A 17850-nucleotide genomic window follows, 5' to 3' on the forward strand; every position below is an offset into this window, starting at 1 on the left:
TGTTTTTGTAGAACCCGGCATTGTAATTTCGTGAAACTTATTCCCGTAAGATACCTAATCCACCAGCCGCTTGCTTAGTTTTTTTCGCGTAAATGCACGGTACCAGACCATCAGTTTAGTAGTATTCTTCCTGCTGCTCCGTCTCCCTTTTTTCCTGGGCGGCGCACCGTTGCTGATACCCGAGCTGAGCTGGATGCTCGTAGGCGAGCAAATGGGTCGTGGGTTTATGCTCTACCGCGATGTGTGGGACAACGTCAGTCCGTTCTCTGGCCTTACCTACTGGCTTATCGACAGCCTCTTTGGCCGTACGCAATGGGTGTACCAGCTGGCGGCCATGGGCGTTTCACTGGTACAGATATTGTATTTCAACTACGTTATCCACTCCCGCGATGTGTTCCCCGAGCGCACATTCCTACCCGGTGCATTATACGCGCTGTTCCTGAATATTTCTTTTGATATGGGCACATTGTCGCCTATGCTGCTGGCCAATACCTTCCTGCTTTTCGCATTCGGCTCGATTGTTAAAATGCTGGTCAGAAGAGAGGTAACCACGCAGGTTTTTGAGCTGGGGCTTTACATCGGTATCGCCACCCTTTTCTACCTGCCGGCGTCGCTTTTCATGGTATGGGCGTTTCTCGCATTGCTGTTCTATACGGGTTCCACTTTCCGCCACCATCTGCTTGGCCTGTTCGGTTCGATATTCCCGTTACTGATGGTCGTGTTGTTTTTCTATCTTAACAACGGCATGGAGAGCCTGAACCGAAACCTGCTCACGTCGGTATTCCAGGTAAAACAATACAACCTCAACGACTTTTCTTCCCTACTTGCGTCGCTATTGCTGCCGCTAGGCTTCGGGATCATGGGTTTTATGCGGATTTTCACGACGCTCCGCTTTGTGAACTACCAGACGCGCATTCAGCAGGTAATGGCGCTATGGTTTATCGCCGCGGTATTTACGATCCCATTGATGCAGTTCCTCGCTCCGATGCAATTCGTAATATTCATTCCGCCTGCTGCATTCTTCGCCACGCATTACTTCCAGAGTTTCAAAAAGAACAGCTGGGCGGACGAGTTGCAGTTTACCCTCATGGGCGCGATGATCGTTTTGATACAGTATCAGGGATTAAGGGGCGTATTACCCGGCGTTTCCATGGGCAAGCTGGAAAACCTGCGGGCCAAACCCGCCAGTTTACCCGAGCAGATCCAGAACAAACGCATTCTGGTTTTAGGGCAAAATTCAGGAGAGTATATCAATAATTTCACGGCCACCCCCTATCTCAACTGGGAACTGGCGAGCTACGATTTGCAGAATCTCGACAATTTTGACAGTGTGATCCACGTCTATGACAACTTCCGCAAGGATCCGCCCGAATATGTGATCGACAAGGTGAATATCATGCCGAAACTCCTGAACCGGGTTCCGGCATTGAAAAAGCAATATATTTTAAGCCCCTGGAAAGGTATTTACCAAAGAGCTTATTAGCAGGAAATCTTGTCGACGCGCGTCTGGTGACGGCCTCCTTCGAACTCGGTACTTAAAAAAGCTTCCAGGCTGGCCAACGCCGTTTCCAGCTCAATAAACCGCACAGGAAAACAAATCACGTTCGCATCGTTATGCTGGCGGGCCAAAGGCGCGAGCGGCAAATCCCACACGAGCGCAGCACGCACGCCCTGGTGCTTGTTCGCGGTAATGCACACGCCCTGTCCGCTTCCACAAAGCAGTACACCCTTTTCAAATTCCTTGCTTTCCACACCACTGGCCACCGGGTGTGCGAAATCCGCGTAATCCGCCGAGTCAGCACTATATGTTCCAAAATCCTTTACTTCGAAACCATTGGTGGTAAGCCAGTCGATAACCGGCTGCTTGTAGGGGAAACCTGCGTGATCGGAGCCGATAGCAATTTTTCTCATTACTTTTTTGTTAATTACAGTCCACCGTTCGTTAACGAAAGCGGACAGAGTGAAAAGTTTTTTATTATTGGTGTTAATGGTACAAAGTTACCATTATACTGATCAACAACTCAATTGAATGCTAAATATGAGTGAAGAAGAAGTAAAACCTACCAATGGAGAATTAGTGGATGTTTCTCTCCTCAATCCGGCGGTCCCGGAAGATGAGAAAAGGATCAAGGAGGCGTTTGAAGACCGCAACTGGAACGAAATCAAGAGTGCTGATTCATGGGTTGTATTCAAAGTAATGGCCGAATTCGTAGAAGGTTTTGACAAACTGGCCAAAATCGGCCCGTGCGTTTCGATTTTCGGTTCTGCCCGTACTTTGCCCGACAATCCTCACTATAAAACCGCGGAAGAAATTGCGGCAAAGCTGGTACGTCACGGCTATGGCGTGATCACCGGTGGCGGTCCCGGTATTATGGAAGCCGGTAACAAAGGTGCGTTCCAGCAGGGCGGGAAATCCGTCGGGTTAAATATCAAACTGCCGTTCGAGCAGCATAGCAACCCGTACATCGACCACGACAAGAGCATTAACTTCGATTTCTTCTTCGTGCGGAAAGTGATGTTCGTGAAATACTCGCAAGGCTTCATCGTAATGCCCGGCGGGTTTGGTACGCTCGATGAACTTTTCGAAGCGATGACATTGATCCAGACCAAAAAAATCGGCCGTTTCCCGATTGTACTCGTGGGTACCGCCTACTGGTCGGGGCTGATCGACTGGATCAAAGGAACCATGCTGACCGAGCACAATATCAATCCGGAAGACCTGAAATTGATCAGCCTGGTGGATACCCCCGACGAGGCGGTGAAAGTGATCGACACGTTCTATTCGAAATACCTCCTGAAACCCAACTTCTAACAACCGATATTCTCCAAGCCGGGCCAGACCATCAGAACGACAGGTATGGCCCGGCTTTTTGTATCATCGCCTCATCCAGCACTTTTACATTCCGCAATTCTTCCAGGGAACGGAACGGCCCGTGCTGTGTGCGGTAGTTGACCAGGATTTGCAACTGCTTCCGGTTTCGCAGGTAAGGATGCCTGCCAAGCTCCTCGATGGTTGCCGTATTGATATTGATCTTTTTAACCCCATTACCTACCCTCGCAAAACGCTTCAACTCGGATAACGCAACGGAATCGAGTCCGTAAACTTCATTAAACTGGTCGACGGAATGAAATCCGCCCAGCCCGTCACGAAACTTCAAAATACGCAACGCGAGCTTGCTCCCAATCCCGTTCAGGCGAATCAGCGCCGTCGTGTCGCATTGATTAATGTCGAATGCCTGAATGGTGTTTTTTACCTCGTATCTGCGGGTTGTGCTTGAATAAGGCTTGGAAAAACTCTGCTGTGCTGCCTCAAAACCCGGTTTCTGATCCCGAATCATAATATACTTTTCCAAACGTGCATACAGATCAGGCGGGAAATCGTAAATCTTCATCAGATCTTCCTTCCGATTGAAGCGCCCGCCCTTGCTCCTGAATCTTTCAATGCGCCCGGCCAGGAACCCTGAAATACCAACCCCCATCAGCTCACGCTCCGAGGCAGTATTGGGGTCAAATCTGACGAGTTTTATTTGTTCAGGCCTCAATGCAGCCGGCTCATTGGAGGCAGCGTTTCGCTTGCGAGGCTTGTATGAGGCTGCCTGCTGTTTTTCCAAAAGCAATGCAATGCTATCCAGCACCCTACGCTCAGGCCGCGGGCTACCAACAGGCACGAAGGGCAGTATCCAGCGCCGGAAAACGAAGGGCATCCACATGATCACCGCGCAGCCAAGCATCATCACCAAAGCACCGCGCGCCTCTTTTCGGGATATTCCGAAAAAGTCCTGTAATCCATTTAAAATTTTCTGATACATACGTCGGGATTGTTTTCTCCTTTTGACGCTGCACCTGCATTTTGGTAACAGGTTTTAAAACACAAATGAGCAGACGGTAAGCCGCCTGCCCATTTTGAACCTTAATTATATATGTAATTACTGATTTACGTAAACACCACCCGCGTTGGCCGACAATGTTACCGGAACACCTCCGCCATTCATTTTGCCCTGAACACGGTCTTTTTCCGCCGAACCATCAAAGTTTTTAAGCGGAATAGCCACTTTGTTACCTCTCAGGTTCAAGTCGACACCTTTATCCAGCGGCATGGTCACGCGCACGCTGCCTGCGGAAGTGGAAAGATCTACATATTTACCCAGTGATTTCAGTTCCAGCTCAATGCTGCCGGCGCTGGTACTAGCACGCACGCTGCCCGAAACATCGGCCAACCGCACCGAACCACCCGAAGTACCGGCGTCGAGTGAACCGTCTACACCCTCGCCACGGATGCTTCCGCCACTGGTGTGTGCCAAAATGTCTCCATTCAATTTGTTCAGTTCAATGCTGCCGCCGGAGGTTTTGAGCTCGATTTTTCCTTTCAATTCATTGGCTTTAATGCTACCGCCGCTGGTATGCAGGTTAATTTCCTTGCTGCAATGCGCCACATCGATGCTACCGCCGGAAGTTCTGCCATGGATTATGCCGTCGAGGTCGTCGATTTTCAAGCTTCCTCCACTTGTCTGGAAGTTTTGCGATCCGGTCAATGCAGCGATTTTAATGCTTCCGCCGCTGGTTTTAAGGTTAGTGGCTACGTTACGCGGGGCCGTCACTTTGAATGCGATGGAAATGCTCTTTTTCTCATTCCATTGCAGATTGCTCTTTCTTTTTGCGGTGGCGATCACCTTGTTGCCTTCGGTGCCGATCAGGATATCGTAATCTTCGAGGCGATCTTCAATTTCCTCTTTACTCAATTCCTTGTTCCCGTTCCAGCCATTGCTACGTATGTACATTTCCACCTTGAAACCGTCGGATTGGCCGCCCAGAACAGAAATCGAGCCCCCGGAAGTTTCTACCTGTAATTCTTTCAGAGATGAACCGTTGAAGTTTTTTGTAACGTAAGGTTTGTCATCATCGCCTTGTGCACACGCACTTACGAAACACAGCGCGGACAGGACGAAAGTTAGTAGTTGTTTAATTTTCATGGGATCTGTGATTTGTTTGCCCAATGATGTAAAAGCCGGCACCCAGGTTGCATGCAGTCTCCTTAAAAGTTACAACCCGGTACAATTTTTGCTATTTTAGATTCAAAACCAGCTAAAACCATGAAGACATATCGCGTAAAAGCCGTCCGGGAATCCGAGGAACAATTGGTGTTCGAAATCCTTCAAAACCTCCAGAGAAAAGGAACCATCGTATTTGAAGAAGAGCAAGCCGATCCGAATGCAACGCTGCCGGACTCAAAACGCCCTAAAGCAGCTACACCTGCCACAGAGGAGCAGGTGCAGGAGATTATTGATGAAGCGGAGTTAATACCTTATTATTCCGAACAGGAGGCGAAAAAAATCCTCCATTTGTAAGGATTATTTTTTGCGGATTTCGACGACCTTGATTTCGTCATACGTTGCGGTGCGGCCCCAACCACACTGTACGGTACTTTTTGACCCTGTCAGGCTATATTTCAAATGGACCGGTGTGAAGCTGTAATAATCTTCAATTTTCCCCAGTTCCTTCTCTATTTTAGCACGGGACGCTTCGTTGGGCAGCACCGAATAGGTCGAATCCTTCGAAGCGATCGAGAAATGCCATGAACAACCGTCGGTAGCGAGCATGTTTGTCCAGGTTGCGTCTGTTTCGTAAACCTGTTCATTCACGTCGCCACTTTCATCATGGCAGCCTATCCAGGCCAGCAAACCGAATAAAACAATCAGTACTTTCATGGTTAAAGGGGTTTAATCTGAGGTTAGACACACCCGTTTCCGAATTAGTTGGAAGCAAAATCACTTTTCTGCTTTTTAAGGAATCCGGCAAACCACTTCCCCGACTCCTTCACCGTGCGCTCCTGGGTTTTAAAGTCCACAAATACCAGACCAAAACGGGCGGAGTAACCATGCGCCCATTCGAAGTTATCCAGTAACGTCCATGCGAAATAACCGGTAACATTGACGCCATCGTTCTTCGCCCTTAGAACGGCATCGAGGTAATCCTTGTAATATGCCTTCCGCCCCTGGTCATCCACTTTCCCATCCTGCGGCTTGTCTTTGAATGCCGCCCCGTTTTCAGTAATCACCAACTCACGAACGCCCTTGTACCGCTGAAACTGCTTTAATATCTCGTACATTCCGTTAGGGCTGATCTCCCATCCCAGGCCAGTCGTGGGAACATTCCTGAGCGTGGCCGGCACTTCTTTCAGCCACATTACCGGCGCGAGGTACGAATGCTGTACCACCACACTGAAATAGTTTTGCAGTCCCCAGAAGTCAAAATCGAATTTCAGCCTCTCACGGTCGCCCTCGCGCATGAACCGTTTGATATTCGATAGAAACGGAAATGCGTCTTTGGGATAACCCAGCCCTAATGCCGGCTCGATAAAAAGCCGGTTCATAAGTGCATCCGCCCGGCGCGCCGCACGAATATCCGCCGCACTCTGGCTATTAGGAACCACGTAGGAGCAGGAAATCGCATTACCAATGCGTGCTTCGGGCAATAGTCGCCGCAGTACCCGGCCGCCTTCTGCCTGGCTGAGAGCCAGGTGGTGCACCACCGGCAGGAAATTGTGTATACCCTTGTTTCCCGGAGCATGCTCGCCGGTAGTATAGCCAAGCCCGGCCACCGCCATGGGCTCATTGAGCACAATCCAGTGCCTTACGCGATCCCCAAATGCATGGGCGCATACGGCGGTGTATTCCGCAAACCACTCCACAATGCGCCTGTTCTTCCAGCCGCCGGACTTCTCCAATACCTGCGGTAAATCCCAATGGTACAGCGTAATCCACGGTTCTATACCCAACGCAATGCATTGATCAATCAGCCGGTTATAATAATCGATGCCTGCCTGGTTCACACGCCCGTGCCCATCAGGCAATATGCGCGACCACGAAATTGAAAACCGGAACTGCTCAAACCCCAGCTCCTTCACCAGTCCGAGGTCCTGCTCGTAACGGTGGTAGAAATCACAGGCATGCCGCGCATGATCGCCATTCCGGATCTTGCCTTTCTTTCTTGCAAAAACATCCCATACGCAATCGCTCCGGCCATCATGATGCACGGCCCCCTCGATCTGGTATGCTGCCGTTGCTACCCCCCATTTGAAATCACTCCCAAAATCCTCCCGCGACAAAGGGGCCGCCGACGAAGGCCGGTACCCCGATTGTTTTATATGTTGATTAATAACTGTTGTCAAGTCTGTGTACCGGTTACTTTCAGATACGAAAGTTAAAACTAATATGTAAACAAAAGCCCTTCGCCCGGAAACTGCGGACGAAGGGCTTTCACGAATGCCGATCCAGGGGCTTTGGGAGCTTATCTTACGACCAGGATTTTACGCATCAGCGGACCATTGTTGATTTTCACGTAGTAGGTTCCCTGCGTCAGTTTCGTCAGGTCTACTTCGTTGGCCGAATCCGGCGTCGCATTCAGCACCAATGCACCTGTCTGAGCGTAAACCTTCACATTCGTGACCTGCTGGTTGCTGCTCACTTTGATGCGGTCCACTGTCGGGTTTGGATAAACATTCAGCTGCTCCTGGCCGTCGAAATTGAGGCTCTTGATCGCGCTGTAAGCGAATGTTTCGTCCAGATCCACCATTTTCAACCGGTAAAGATTCACGGCAAATGGATTAGTGTGGGTATAGGTGTATGTTTCGAGTTCCTTGCTTTCACCTTTTGCCTCAACCTGTGCAAGTGCTGTCCAATTTTTACCGTCCTGGCTGTGCTGCACCTCGAAGTAAGCCGAGTTGGTTTCAGCGGTAGTAGCCCAAGCCAGTTGCGCAACCGACCCTTCTTTTTTCGCAGAGAATGCGGACAGCGTTACAGGCAATGGAGGACCTGAGAAAGTAAGACATGCGTTGTCTGCAAGCAGGTCATTCCCATTCGATGAGAGCAACACGCGCACAAATTTGCTACCCGAAGGAACTGTTCCTGCCAATGTATATTTTTCGAGGCCCCACGTTCCGCTGTTAAGCTGCTTTGTTATCTCCTTGGTGATCTGGCCAAGTTCTGTCTGAGCTTCGCTAAGGAACACCAGTTGGATCTTCTGACTATTGGAGGTGCTGAATGCAGCATAGATATTCAAAGTAACCTGGTTTCCGGTGGTGGTCTGCAATTCTACATCCTGCCAGAATTTGCCGGCACCGCTCAATTTTGCTCCGTTTACACCGCATACTGCGTAGGTCGGCTCAACTGTCAATGTACCTGTTACGTTCCAATTGTTCGTACCGTTTTCGAAGCTAGGGTTCTGTAATGTGTTGCCATTACACTCCTGGCAGGTAGCCGGCTGAGTGACAGTCGTACAGATTGCATCTACCTTGAAATAATCTCCCGACGAATAGAGCGAGAAGCGAACTTTTGTAGCTCCCGCCGGTGCAGTAGCAGAAATCGAGAATTGTTTCAGTTTACTGTCGACCACTTTATAATCCATTTCCACAACCGCTTCACCGGAATTAATCTTGTTTCCAGCACCATCATAGAAAGTAAGCTTGAACTGGTGTGTCGCGCCCGTATTATGTGTGCCACCGTAGGCAGTCACATCCACTTTCGCACCGGCCACCACATTAATATCCTGCCATATCGAACCTGTGCCAGTGATCAATCCATTTTTGCTGCCGCACATTTCGTATGAATCGTCAGTACCAAAGTTTGTTCCGCTGGATTTAGACCAATCGTTTGTACCGTTTTCGAAACTTGCATTTTTAATATATTGGTTGGAGTTCACGCAGTCGCAGTCCACCGGGGTTGCAGGAGGTGTGATCTTCATACATGCCGCATCCACTTTGAAATAGTTACCACTTGAATACAGCAGGAAACGAACTTTTGCAGTATTCGCAGGCGCAGTTGCCGACATCGTGTAAAGTTGCAACTGATTTCCACTGCCTACTTCGTAGTTCATTGACTTCACAATCGCATCACCGATCTGGTTTCCGCCTGATGTAAAGAAAATCAGTTTGAACTCGTGCGTTTTGCTATTATCGTGCGTACCACCATATACGCTCAGGTTGATTGTACTTCCGGCAGCCACGTTGTTAATGTCTTGCCACACAGATCCTGAACCGGTGATCAACCCATTCTTGTCGCCGCACATGTTGTATGCGTCGTCCGTACCGAAGTTGGTGTTGGTTGATTTCGACCAGCCCGTAGTTCCGTTTTCGAAACTGGCGTTGGTCAGCACGTTGTTCTCACAACCACAACTGGTTGTGGCATGGGCCTGGAAGGCGAAGCCCAGGCTTAAGAGTAAAAGGCTTAAGAGAAACGTAAAATTTTTCATAACGTATTTGATTTGTAATTGATTAGCTGCACTGGCTTGTCAACAAAATGTACGTCACAAAGGTATAGATTAGATTCTCTCAAAATAGCACTTTTTTTATATGACAAGTGCGTAAAAATTATGTTTATATCGAATTTTCAATTATTTCTAATCTATTTTTAAGAAATATTTCTACAAAAAAATGCGCATTTATTTTCATTTCTAAGCACTTATCCAATAAAAACAATTCTAACATTCCTGCTAACTGGTTGCACATGCGCTTAAAATTAGTAATAGTACTTTTTCAATAAACCCAAACTATCACCCACCTATTTACAACACCGGTTGGTTACATCAAAACAGAAGAAAATTTTGTCCACTCCCGGGTCACAAAGGCTTTTTATCCAGACACCCCAATACCATCTTCGTTCACCCCGAAATCATCGCATAGTCACAATGGTGACGGCCGTACAAGTAAAACTTCTACACCTGTAAATGATGTATGAGTCGATTTTGGGTACCAAATGCCCATTTTGACCAACTAACGGCATTCATGAAAAATGATCGGAGATGTGGATATCGATGAGTTTTCACTGAAGAATTTCGACAAAACTTTTTTTTGCCTAAACCGCGGGTTCTACAAGATTTCTATTGACTGCGAATAAAATACAACCATTTTATGGCTGTCTTACAGCAATTTAGCTACATTCTATTCGGATTTATCGACAATAGCCTCCAAATAAACCTAGACCAAATTTCAGTATTACGATAGAAAATACTGCTCAGTAGGCAAGTTCACAAAACAAACAGCGCGGGAACCAGCCTGTAAACCAAATAACTCTCGAGTTATTTTTACAAAGAGAATCGAACCTGAAATAGGATTCCAGGTCATTTTTCATTGCATTTTAGGCTCAAAACGTGCGAAAAAAGGCCGGGAAGGTTCTTAGAGCATACCATTTTCCGCTAGTTCCCAAGATTTTCTGAGTAACCTGTGTATTTTAGCTGTTAAGGCCTCAGACTACAACATTATGCTTAAACGATACCTTAAAATACTGACGCTCGCAGTCCTTGCCGGGTCGTGCAGTACACGCGAAACGGCTACCAATCATAATAGCAACCTCGACAGTATTGCCAGAGAATACGTCACGCTCGGGCTCTCGATAGGCCAGTACGACGGCGATTTTGTCGACGCCTATTATGGCCCTGATTCGCTGCGACCGGCAAAAACGGACACTTCGCAATTTCCGAAAGACGCATTCCTGCAAAAAACCAGCTCTCTGAAAAAGGCGCTGGCTGCATTGGCAACGGGTAACCAAAACGACACCCTCACACGCCGTGCCGCCTGGCTAACCGCCCAGCTGACGGCATTTGAGAGGCGCATACACTTGTTTTCAGGCACACTCGTGCCCTTTGATAGCGAATCCAAAGAACTCTTCGACGCTGTGGCGCCGGTGTACGACGAGAAGCATTTCCAGGACCTCATTGCAAAGCTCGACCGCCTTTTACCCGGAAAGGGACCTATTCCCAACCGCTACCAGCAACTGGCGAGCCGCTTTCTGATACCCCAGGGCAAGATCGATACCGTTTTCCGGACTGCCATCGCAGAGGCTCGCAAGCGTACGCTGGCGCATTATGCACTACCTGCGGGCGAAGATTTCAAGCTCGAATATGTGCGCGACAAGCCGTGGTCGGGGTACAACTGGTATAAAGGCAATTACAAAAGTGTGATCCAGATCAACGTAAGTCAGCCGATTTATATCGAGCGGGCCATCGATCTGGCTTGCCACGAAGGATACCCGGGGCATCACGTGTACAATGCATTGCTGGAAAAGAACCTTTACCGCGACAAAGGCTGGCCTGAGATTTCGCTTTACCCGTTATTCAGCCCGCAGTCGCTGATCGCCGAGGGGAGCGCCAACTATGGTATTTCCATGGCCTTCCCCGGTAATGAGCAGCGGGAGTTTTGCAAAAATGTGCTGATCCCGCTCGCGGGCCTCGATACCACCATGGCCAACGTCTACTTCGAAGCCCTGGCGATCCGCTCGGCATTAAACTACGCCCGCAACGAAGTCGCCCGCGGCCTGCTCGACCACGGCATGAGCGACCAGGAAGCCAAGCGCTGGCTTACCGATTATAGCCTGCTGCCCGAGAAAGGCGCATCGGATTACCTGCGGTTCATTCGCAAATACCGGAGCTACGTTATCAACTACAATTACGGGCAGGACATTATCCGGAAATACATCGAAGCACAAGGAGGCACGCCCGATGCCACAGATAAACGATGGACGCTTTTTGAAACATTACTGAGCAACGAAAACAAAGCCAGCGACCTGCTCAAACCGTAAAAAAACAACAGGTAAAGCGCAAACGAACGACGGGATGAATCTTGCCAAAACTGGCTATTTCGCTTCAAAATGCGGGAAAAATGACCTATATTCAGCATTTTGAACTACTCCCTTTTACCAATCTTGAAAAATTTTAATTTACTCACTAAAAAGAACAGCCCTGACATTTTCCAAACCGGCGCCGCGCTGACACTGGCTGCCCTGATCACCGCCGGCGCACAAGCACAAACGCCTCCTTCCCCCCAAACCTACACTTGCTACCGCGCTGAAAAAAGCATTACGATCGACGGCCGTATGAACGAGCATTCGTGGAAGAAAGCCGCCTGGACCTCCTCGTTCGTGGACATTGAAGGGGACAAAAAGCCGCTACCGCTGCAAGAGACCCGCGTGAAAATGCTTTGGAACGACCAATACCTTTACATTGCCGCGCAAATCGAGGAGGAGCATATATGGGCGTATCAGGACAAAAAGGATCAGATTGTATACCTGGAAAACGATTTCGAGGTATTTCTCGACCCGGATGGCGATACAGAGAATTACTATGAGCTCGAAATCAATGCCATCAACAACACATTCGACCTCTTTTTGCCGAAACCTTACCGCAAAGGCGGCAAGGCGCAACTCAAATGGGACATCAAGGGCCTGAAATCGGCAGTGTCGGTGAATGGTACCGTCAACAATGCGAAGGACAAGGACAAGCGCTGGACGCTGGAAATCGCCATCCCTTTCGAGTCATTATCTACCGAAAATGTAAAACCGGTCATGCCCGCAGACGGCTCCGAGTGGCGGATCAACTTCTCACGCGTGAACTGGCAGCACGAAATCGGCGAGGATGGTCGCTATAAACGCAAGCGTAATGCGGAAACCGGCAAGATCATTCCTGAATACAACTGGGTATGGTCGCCGCAGGGCATTATCAATATGCATTACCCCGAGTACTGGGGGAAACTGGTTTTCAGCAAAGCGAAGGCCGGGAAGATCAAGGAAGTAACCACCGCTCAAAACTGATAAAACATGATCAGGTCCGCTATTTTACTTTTCCTCACACTGCTTACAGTGGGCATATCCGCCCAACCTCAGACAACCGGCAAAACGGTGGTTGATAAAAAACTGACAGCCCAGCTCGAAGCCGCGCTCGCGGGCTTCCACGGGCAGGTGGGTGTGTATGTGCGCAACCTGAAAACCAACCGCATTGCAGCCGTCAATGCCGATTCCCTCTACCCCACTGCCAGCATGGTGAAGGTACCGATCATGTGCGGCATTTTTGACAAAATCGAAAAAGGAGAAATCACATTCAATCAGGAACTCGTTTACCGTGATTCGCTGAAATACGACAACGGCATCGTCGGCTCTTTCCGGGACAGCACGAAAATTGCCCTGCCCAAAGTCGTTCATCTGATGATCTCCCAAAGCGACAACACCGGCAGCTTGTGGTTGCAGGCCATGGCCGGTGGCGGCACGGCGATTAACCAATGGCTGGATGGAAACGGGTTTGCAAACACGCGTGTAAACTCCCGTACACCCGGGCGTAAGGAATTTCAGGCGCGTTACGGGTGGGGTGTCACTACACCGCGCGAAATGGCCGAGCTGGTAGCGATGATCCGAAACGGGAAGGCCGTTAGCCCTGCGGCCAGCGACAGGATGTACCGCTACCTCGGAATGCAGTTCTGGGACGACGAGGCCATTTCCCAGTTACCATCTAATGTAAAAATCGCTGCCAAAAGCGGAGCGGTAAATCAGGCGAAATCGGAGGTACTGGTCGTACACGCGCCGCACGGCGATTACGTGTTTTGCATTGCAACCAAAAACCAGGAGGATCAGCGTTGGCAGAAAGACAATGAGGGCTATGCATTGATCCGCAAGGTATCGGCCATCATCTGGAAACATTTTGAACCGAAAAGTGAATGGAAACCGGTACAGGGCTCCGAAAAATTCTGGTTCTGAAAAATCCCGGCAAGTCGGGCGCCTGCCGGGATTTTTAGCATTAATGCCCTTCGCTGGATTCGAAGCCCAGGATAGCCAGGCGGTAAGGCGTAGCAGACACTTTTACCTTATTGCTTTTGGACAAATTGGCCGCATTTACCACCAGCAATTCGCCCGTCTTGGGTTGGGTGATGTAAATGTATCGGGAAGTCGCTTCCAGTTGCGGCTTCTGTGTCTCATCCTTGGCCGTCGCACCGATCACCGACCCGCTTGTTTTCAGCGCATTAGCTTTCAAATCGTAAATCCTCACTTCTCCGCTGTGCAGCAGTATCACGACATTGTTCCCCGCGTAATCCACCTTCGCCTGCATAATATCGGTACTGGCGAGCACCGGCGTCACGGATTTCGAGGCAACATCAATGATATAAACACCTTTTGCAGCTGTGTAACCCAGGAACTTACCTGCACCCTTCGCTTCCAGGATTGATCCAAACCATGCTTCACCGAAGTCGGCAGGATGCGGAATAAGCTGCTGCTTGCCGGTAGGCTCCACAGCCAGAATGCCGCTCGATGATCCGAAGAGCGAAATGCTGCCGTTGGTTGCATTGCCGTGAATGCCTTTGGTTTGAATCGTCGAAGCGAAAAGTGTCTTACCGGAGGCGTCGATGATCTTCACGCGTTCCGGCAATGTTCCGGCCGCTGATCCGTCTTTTTCGGTAATCGCATAGGTGCCGTTATCGAATTTCGTCATTGCGCCGTGGTGCGCCACGTTCCCGGCATTGATATGCGTCATTTTCTTGCCGGCGGTGTGAAAATCCGCCTCTTTGGCAATGCTCAGGGTACCGTCGCCGTCGTTGAAAGTGATGATCTCGTCGCCCTTGCTTTTGAAATGCGTCGGCTTATTACCGTCGCCCGTCAACGCACCGAACTTCGGCGTTCCTTTTACATCCACATGATCGCCGTGGCCCTCAAAACCGGTATCAAAAAGTTGTACGAAGTTATTGGCCCCATTCAAAATAGCCCCAAAGCGCCCACCTTGCGTGCCGTACAATGTCGATTTGGCAAACTGTGCCTCAAACTTCTCTGCTGTGAGTTTCACCGGATCCACCAATGAGAGTTCCTTCGAAACTTCGTCATTCACCATCACGCGGATGAACTTGTACTCGGTCTCCTCCACCGGTGTTACATCGTCTTTCTCCTTGTCGTCGCAGGCCAGCAGCAATGCGCCGAATGCCATCGATAGTACTACTTTGAATAAATGCTTTTTCATAAAAAAATCTTTACATGCAACAATGATGCAAATGTAGTTTCAGGAAAACCACAAATGCAACAATGTTGCATATAAAGATTAAAAAAGAATTAAAACAGTCCCCTGAGACCAGTATCAGGCTATTGCTTCCCGCAACAGGTTCCTGCTTTCCTTTTTCACAAATGTGATGGGCACAAACTCGTCGTTCGGTGCCCCGATATAATAGACCGTCCATTCGGGATCGTGATGCGCCAGCATTTCACTGATACAGTCGGCACGATGCGCAACCGGATTGGTACAATCTTCCCAGTAGAACAGCTCGACCCTGTAAAACAGGTTCTGCTTGATTCCGTTGATCGTTACCTCAACTTTGATCTCCTGCTTACCTTGAAGCGGCGGGATAGGGATTGCAATGTGGCTCATGGGATTATCTGGTTAAAATTCAAATCATTGGTGCTGGGTCGTTGTTGTTTTTGACCACCGACGGCTGACCACCGACGGCCGATCTCATTATTTCCGGATGTTATCGGATCTTGCCTTTACACCCTCGGCCGTCAGTGGTCGGCTGTCGGCGGTCAGGGCCGCAGGCCCTATTCCGCCCGAAGACTCTTAACAGGGTTCATCAGTGCTGCTTTGATACTCTGAAAACTGATCGTGAACAATGCTACGAGCACTGCCAGTGTGCCCGCCAGGAGGAACATCCACCATTCGACATCAATGCGGTAGGCAAAGTCGTTCAGCCAGCTGCGTACGGCCCACCAGGCCACCGGCGTGGCGATGAGGATGGCTACAAGCACGAGTTTGAGAAAATCCCGGGACAGTAATGCCACAATCCCCGCTACGGATGCACCCATTACTTTCCTGACCCCTATTTCCTTGATGCGCCTTTCTGCCGAATACGAAGCCAATCCGAAGAGGCCCAGGCAGGATATAAAAATCGCCAGCCCGGCCAGTATGCCCACGATTTCGCTTACCTGGCTGTCGGCGCGGTACATTTCGTTGAAATGCTCGTCGAGAAATGAGTAGGTAAATGGCTCTTCGGGGAGTATTTTGTTCCATGCCGCCTGCATCGCCGCCACGGCCTGCTGTGCATTCTTACCCTTTACACGTACCGATATTTCGGAGTAATTCCAGTCCTTCTGATTGAAAATGCACAACGGCTCGATCTTGTGATGAAGTGAATTGAAATTAAAATCCTCCACGACACCTACAATACGCGACAGTGAATCCATCCCGTAGAAACCAAACTGCTTACCGATCAAAGATTGAAGGGTAAGACCCGGTTCATTTTTCAGGAGCTCCTGCGCCAGCGCTTTGTTGATAATGTAGGTTTTTGCATTATCGGCCCGGCTATCGGTAAAATCACGACCTGCGATCAGTTTAATTTTATACAAACTCAAAAAGTCGGGATCGACAATGATTTGAGACGACGTAAGCTCTCTTTTGGGGCCCGTTCCCTGAAAATGGATAGCCGTTTGATGGAGGTTGTTACCCAATCGCTGCTGCGAACCCGTGACGCCACTAATGAACGCACTGCGGAGCATTTCTCCTTTCAAAGCTTCGTATTTGGTGTCCGATCGCGAATCCAGCGGGATAATTACCACCTGCTCCTTGTCAAAACCCGGATCCTTGTTAATCATATAATTCAATTGTCGCGCAGCGAAAGCGGTAGCAACGATCAGGAAAACGGCACTGGAAAATTGCGCTACAACCAATGCATTCCTGAAACGGCTTTTGCCCGAACGCACAACGCCTTTGAGCACTTTGACAGGTTCGAATGCTGAAAGGAAAAAGGCAGGATAAATGCCGGAGATTACGCCGATCAAAATGGTACCGGCCAGTAGTAACGGCAACAATCCAGGGGTTTCGAGAAAAGAAAAATTGAGGGATCGCTGGCTGAAATTCGCCACTGCCGGCATCATCAGCCACACCATTCCGAGCGCAAGCACCAATGCCAGCAGCGCCAGCAGCACCGACTCTCCGATAAACTGCCTGGCGAGTTCTGCACGCCTAGCCCCGATCGATTTACGGATTCCTACCTCTTTTGCGCGCGATGCCGAACGGGCGGTAGAGAGGTTCATAAAATTCACACACGCGATGATCAGCACCACCGCGGCTATGATTGAAAACACATAAGTATACCTGATATCGAACTTCTGAAAATTGACGTAGTCATGAGTGATATTCGTCGAACCCGCATGGATATCCGTTAACGGCTGCAAGAAGAGCTGGAAATGCTTCCAATGCTCGTCTTTCATATGTCTTTTCAGGTAAGCCGGAAATTTCTTCTCCAAAGCAGCCACGTCGGTCTGGTCGGCCAGTTGGAGATAGGTATTGAGCCAGTTACTCCCCCAATTATCCATAAAATCCGGCTTGGAGATCGTATTGAACGACACCAATGCATCAAATTGCAAATGCGAATTACCCGGCACGTCGGCCATAATTCCGGTAACTTTGAGAGTCAGTGTGTCGTTGCCATATACCTGGATAGTTCGCCCCATCGGAGCCTCGCTGCCAAAAAGATTCGAGGCGGCCTTATGCGTTAGCACCACAGAGTTAGGGTCGGTGAGCGCTTGGTTACGGTCACCTTGTTCAAGTGGAAAATCGAACATCCTGAAAAAATCCGGGTCGGTCAGGAAAGACTGCGCCAGCTCCACCCTTTTGCCTTTATAGAATATTGGAATCTTGCCTGTTCCGTTGATCCTTACAAAGCTTTTGACCTCGGAAAATTCTTGCTTTAACGTCGGCCCCATGGGATACATGGAAAGCGCCACATTCTGCGCTGTCATGCCATCGAATGTCTGTACTTCATTCAGCCGGTAGATATTTCCGGAATGCATCCGGTCAAAACTACGTTCGTAAAACACGAACAGCATGATCACGATACAGGCTGCCATTCCGACGGCCAGTCCCACGATATTAATAGCCGAAAAAACCTTGTTCTTCCAGATGTTCCGGAGGGCGATTTTGAGGTAGTTTTTGAGCATGCTGCTGTTCTGAATAGAGTTAAAAACACGTGGCAACAAATTTATGCCAACTCAAACAACAGACTGGTATTCAATATTTTAATACTTAAAAAAGGAGAAACACTGTCCGAATTCGGACAGC

The 17850-nt window shown here is 49.3% G+C and carries 15 protein-coding genes; 6 read left to right on the forward strand and 9 right to left on the reverse strand.

Going from position 1 to position 17850, the window contains the following annotated elements:
• Nucleotides 1–70 precede the first annotated feature (70 nt).
• Nucleotides 71–1483 (forward strand): hypothetical protein, encoded by a 1413-nt coding sequence (locus tag CLV60_RS14800; RefSeq protein WP_106596138.1) that lies wholly within the window; start codon nucleotides 71–73, stop codon nucleotides 1481–1483.
• Here the strand turns inward: CLV60_RS14800 and rpiB are convergent.
• Nucleotides 1480–1911 carry a ribose 5-phosphate isomerase B gene (rpiB, locus tag CLV60_RS14805; protein ID WP_015814316.1) on the reverse strand — a complete coding sequence of 144 codons (432 nt, stop codon included), beginning with the start codon at nucleotides 1909–1911 and terminating at the stop codon, nucleotides 1480–1482. The genes CLV60_RS14800 and rpiB overlap by 4 nt on opposite strands.
• A 127-nt stretch (nucleotides 1912–2038) precedes the next feature.
• Here rpiB and CLV60_RS14810 point away from each other — a divergent pair, with 127 nt between their 5' ends.
• The gene (locus CLV60_RS14810) at nucleotides 2039–2812 is read left to right on the forward strand and encodes an LOG family protein (RefSeq protein WP_229210974.1); all 774 of its coding nucleotides are present in this window, start codon (nucleotides 2039–2041) and stop codon (nucleotides 2810–2812) included.
• 31 nt (nucleotides 2813–2843) lie between these two features.
• On the opposite strand, the gene CLV60_RS14815 is transcribed toward CLV60_RS14810, so the two are convergent.
• Nucleotides 2844–3809, reverse strand: a complete 966-nt coding sequence (locus CLV60_RS14815; protein WP_106596139.1) for a ComEA family DNA-binding protein — start codon at nucleotides 3807–3809, stop codon at nucleotides 2844–2846.
• A gap of 117 nt (nucleotides 3810–3926) precedes the next feature.
• A complete protein-coding gene (locus tag CLV60_RS14820; RefSeq protein ID WP_106596140.1) occupies nucleotides 3927–4970 on the reverse strand; it encodes a DUF4097 family beta strand repeat-containing protein in 1044 nt (347 codons plus the stop codon).
• Between the two features lie 120 nt (nucleotides 4971–5090).
• Between CLV60_RS14820 and CLV60_RS14825 the strand changes: the two genes are divergently transcribed.
• Nucleotides 5091–5345, forward strand: a complete 255-nt coding sequence (locus CLV60_RS14825) for a hypothetical protein (protein ID WP_106596141.1) — start codon at nucleotides 5091–5093, stop codon at nucleotides 5343–5345.
• A gap of 3 nt (nucleotides 5346–5348) precedes the next feature.
• On the opposite strand, the gene CLV60_RS14830 is transcribed toward CLV60_RS14825, so the two are convergent.
• The 3 genes from CLV60_RS14830 to CLV60_RS14840 form a co-directional block, all read right to left on the reverse strand.
• Entirely contained in the window at nucleotides 5349–5705 is a 357-nt protein-coding gene (locus CLV60_RS14830; RefSeq protein ID WP_106596142.1) for a hypothetical protein, read from the reverse strand.
• Nucleotides 5706–5749: 44 nt separating this feature from the next.
• Nucleotides 5750–7168, reverse strand: coding sequence for a GH1 family beta-glucosidase (locus CLV60_RS14835; RefSeq protein ID WP_106596143.1), 1419 nt, complete (start codon nucleotides 7166–7168; stop codon nucleotides 5750–5752).
• Between the two features lie 119 nt (nucleotides 7169–7287).
• Nucleotides 7288–9246 carry a T9SS type A sorting domain-containing protein gene (locus CLV60_RS14840; RefSeq protein ID WP_106596144.1) on the reverse strand — a complete coding sequence of 653 codons (1959 nt, stop codon included), beginning with the start codon at nucleotides 9244–9246 and terminating at the stop codon, nucleotides 7288–7290.
• Nucleotides 9247–10253: 1007 nt separating this feature from the next.
• On the opposite strand from CLV60_RS14840, the gene CLV60_RS14845 reads away from it, so the two are divergent.
• From CLV60_RS14845 to CLV60_RS14855, 3 genes are all read left to right on the forward strand, one after another.
• Nucleotides 10254–11570 (forward strand): hypothetical protein, encoded by a 1317-nt coding sequence (locus CLV60_RS14845; RefSeq protein WP_106596145.1) that lies wholly within the window; start codon nucleotides 10254–10256, stop codon nucleotides 11568–11570.
• A gap of 123 nt (nucleotides 11571–11693) precedes the next feature.
• On the forward strand, nucleotides 11694–12578 hold the full coding sequence (locus CLV60_RS14850) for a carbohydrate-binding family 9-like protein (protein ID WP_229210975.1): 885 nt from the start codon (nucleotides 11694–11696) through the stop codon (nucleotides 12576–12578).
• 6 nt (nucleotides 12579–12584) lie between these two features.
• Nucleotides 12585–13514: a serine hydrolase gene (locus CLV60_RS14855; RefSeq protein ID WP_106596146.1), complete on the forward strand. Its 930-nt coding sequence runs from the start codon at nucleotides 12585–12587 to the stop codon at nucleotides 13512–13514.
• A 40-nt stretch (nucleotides 13515–13554) separates the two neighbouring features.
• On the opposite strand, the gene CLV60_RS14860 is transcribed toward CLV60_RS14855, so the two are convergent.
• From CLV60_RS14860 to CLV60_RS14870, 3 genes are all read right to left on the reverse strand, one after another.
• Nucleotides 13555–14763 (reverse strand): hypothetical protein, encoded by a 1209-nt coding sequence (locus CLV60_RS14860; protein WP_106596147.1) that lies wholly within the window; start codon nucleotides 14761–14763, stop codon nucleotides 13555–13557.
• Between the two features lie 114 nt (nucleotides 14764–14877).
• Nucleotides 14878–15165, reverse strand: coding sequence for a hypothetical protein (locus CLV60_RS14865; protein WP_106596148.1), 288 nt, complete (start codon nucleotides 15163–15165; stop codon nucleotides 14878–14880).
• A gap of 167 nt (nucleotides 15166–15332) precedes the next feature.
• A complete protein-coding gene (locus tag CLV60_RS14870) occupies nucleotides 15333–17729 on the reverse strand; it encodes an ABC transporter permease (RefSeq protein ID WP_106596149.1) in 2397 nt (798 codons plus the stop codon).
• Nucleotides 17730–17850: the final 121 nt, after the last annotated feature.

Source organism: Dyadobacter jiangsuensis, from assembly GCF_003014695.1.
GTDB lineage: Bacteria > Bacteroidota > Bacteroidia > Cytophagales > Spirosomataceae > Dyadobacter > Dyadobacter jiangsuensis.

Bases quoted from the DNA above. Each gene is read 5' to 3' on its own strand.
- rpiB (WP_015814316.1), bottom strand. From the start codon at position 1,911: ATGAGAAAAATTGCTATCGGCTCCGATCACGCAGGTTTCCCCTACAAG.
- CLV60_RS14810 (WP_229210974.1), top strand. From the start codon at position 2,039: ATGAGTGAAGAAGAAGTAAAACCTACCAATGGAGAATTAGTGGATGTT.
- CLV60_RS14815 (WP_106596139.1), bottom strand. From the start codon at position 3,809: ATGTATCAGAAAATTTTAAATGGATTACAGGACTTTTTCGGAATATCC.
- CLV60_RS14820 (WP_106596140.1), bottom strand. From the start codon at position 4,970: ATGAAAATTAAACAACTACTAACTTTCGTCCTGTCCGCGCTGTGTTTC.
- CLV60_RS14825 (WP_106596141.1), top strand. From the start codon at position 5,091: ATGAAGACATATCGCGTAAAAGCCGTCCGGGAATCCGAGGAACAATTG.
- CLV60_RS14830 (WP_106596142.1), bottom strand. From the start codon at position 5,705: ATGAAAGTACTGATTGTTTTATTCGGTTTGCTGGCCTGGATAGGCTGC.
- CLV60_RS14840 (WP_106596144.1), bottom strand. From the start codon at position 9,246: ATGAAAAATTTTACGTTTCTCTTAAGCCTTTTACTCTTAAGCCTGGGC.
- CLV60_RS14845 (WP_106596145.1), top strand. From the start codon at position 10,254: ATGCTTAAACGATACCTTAAAATACTGACGCTCGCAGTCCTTGCCGGG.
- CLV60_RS14855 (WP_106596146.1), top strand. From the start codon at position 12,585: ATGATCAGGTCCGCTATTTTACTTTTCCTCACACTGCTTACAGTGGGC.
- CLV60_RS14860 (WP_106596147.1), bottom strand. From the start codon at position 14,763: ATGAAAAAGCATTTATTCAAAGTAGTACTATCGATGGCATTCGGCGCA.
- CLV60_RS14865 (WP_106596148.1), bottom strand. From the start codon at position 15,165: ATGAGCCACATTGCAATCCCTATCCCGCCGCTTCAAGGTAAGCAGGAG.
- CLV60_RS14870 (WP_106596149.1), bottom strand. From the start codon at position 17,729: ATGCTCAAAAACTACCTCAAAATCGCCCTCCGGAACATCTGGAAGAAC.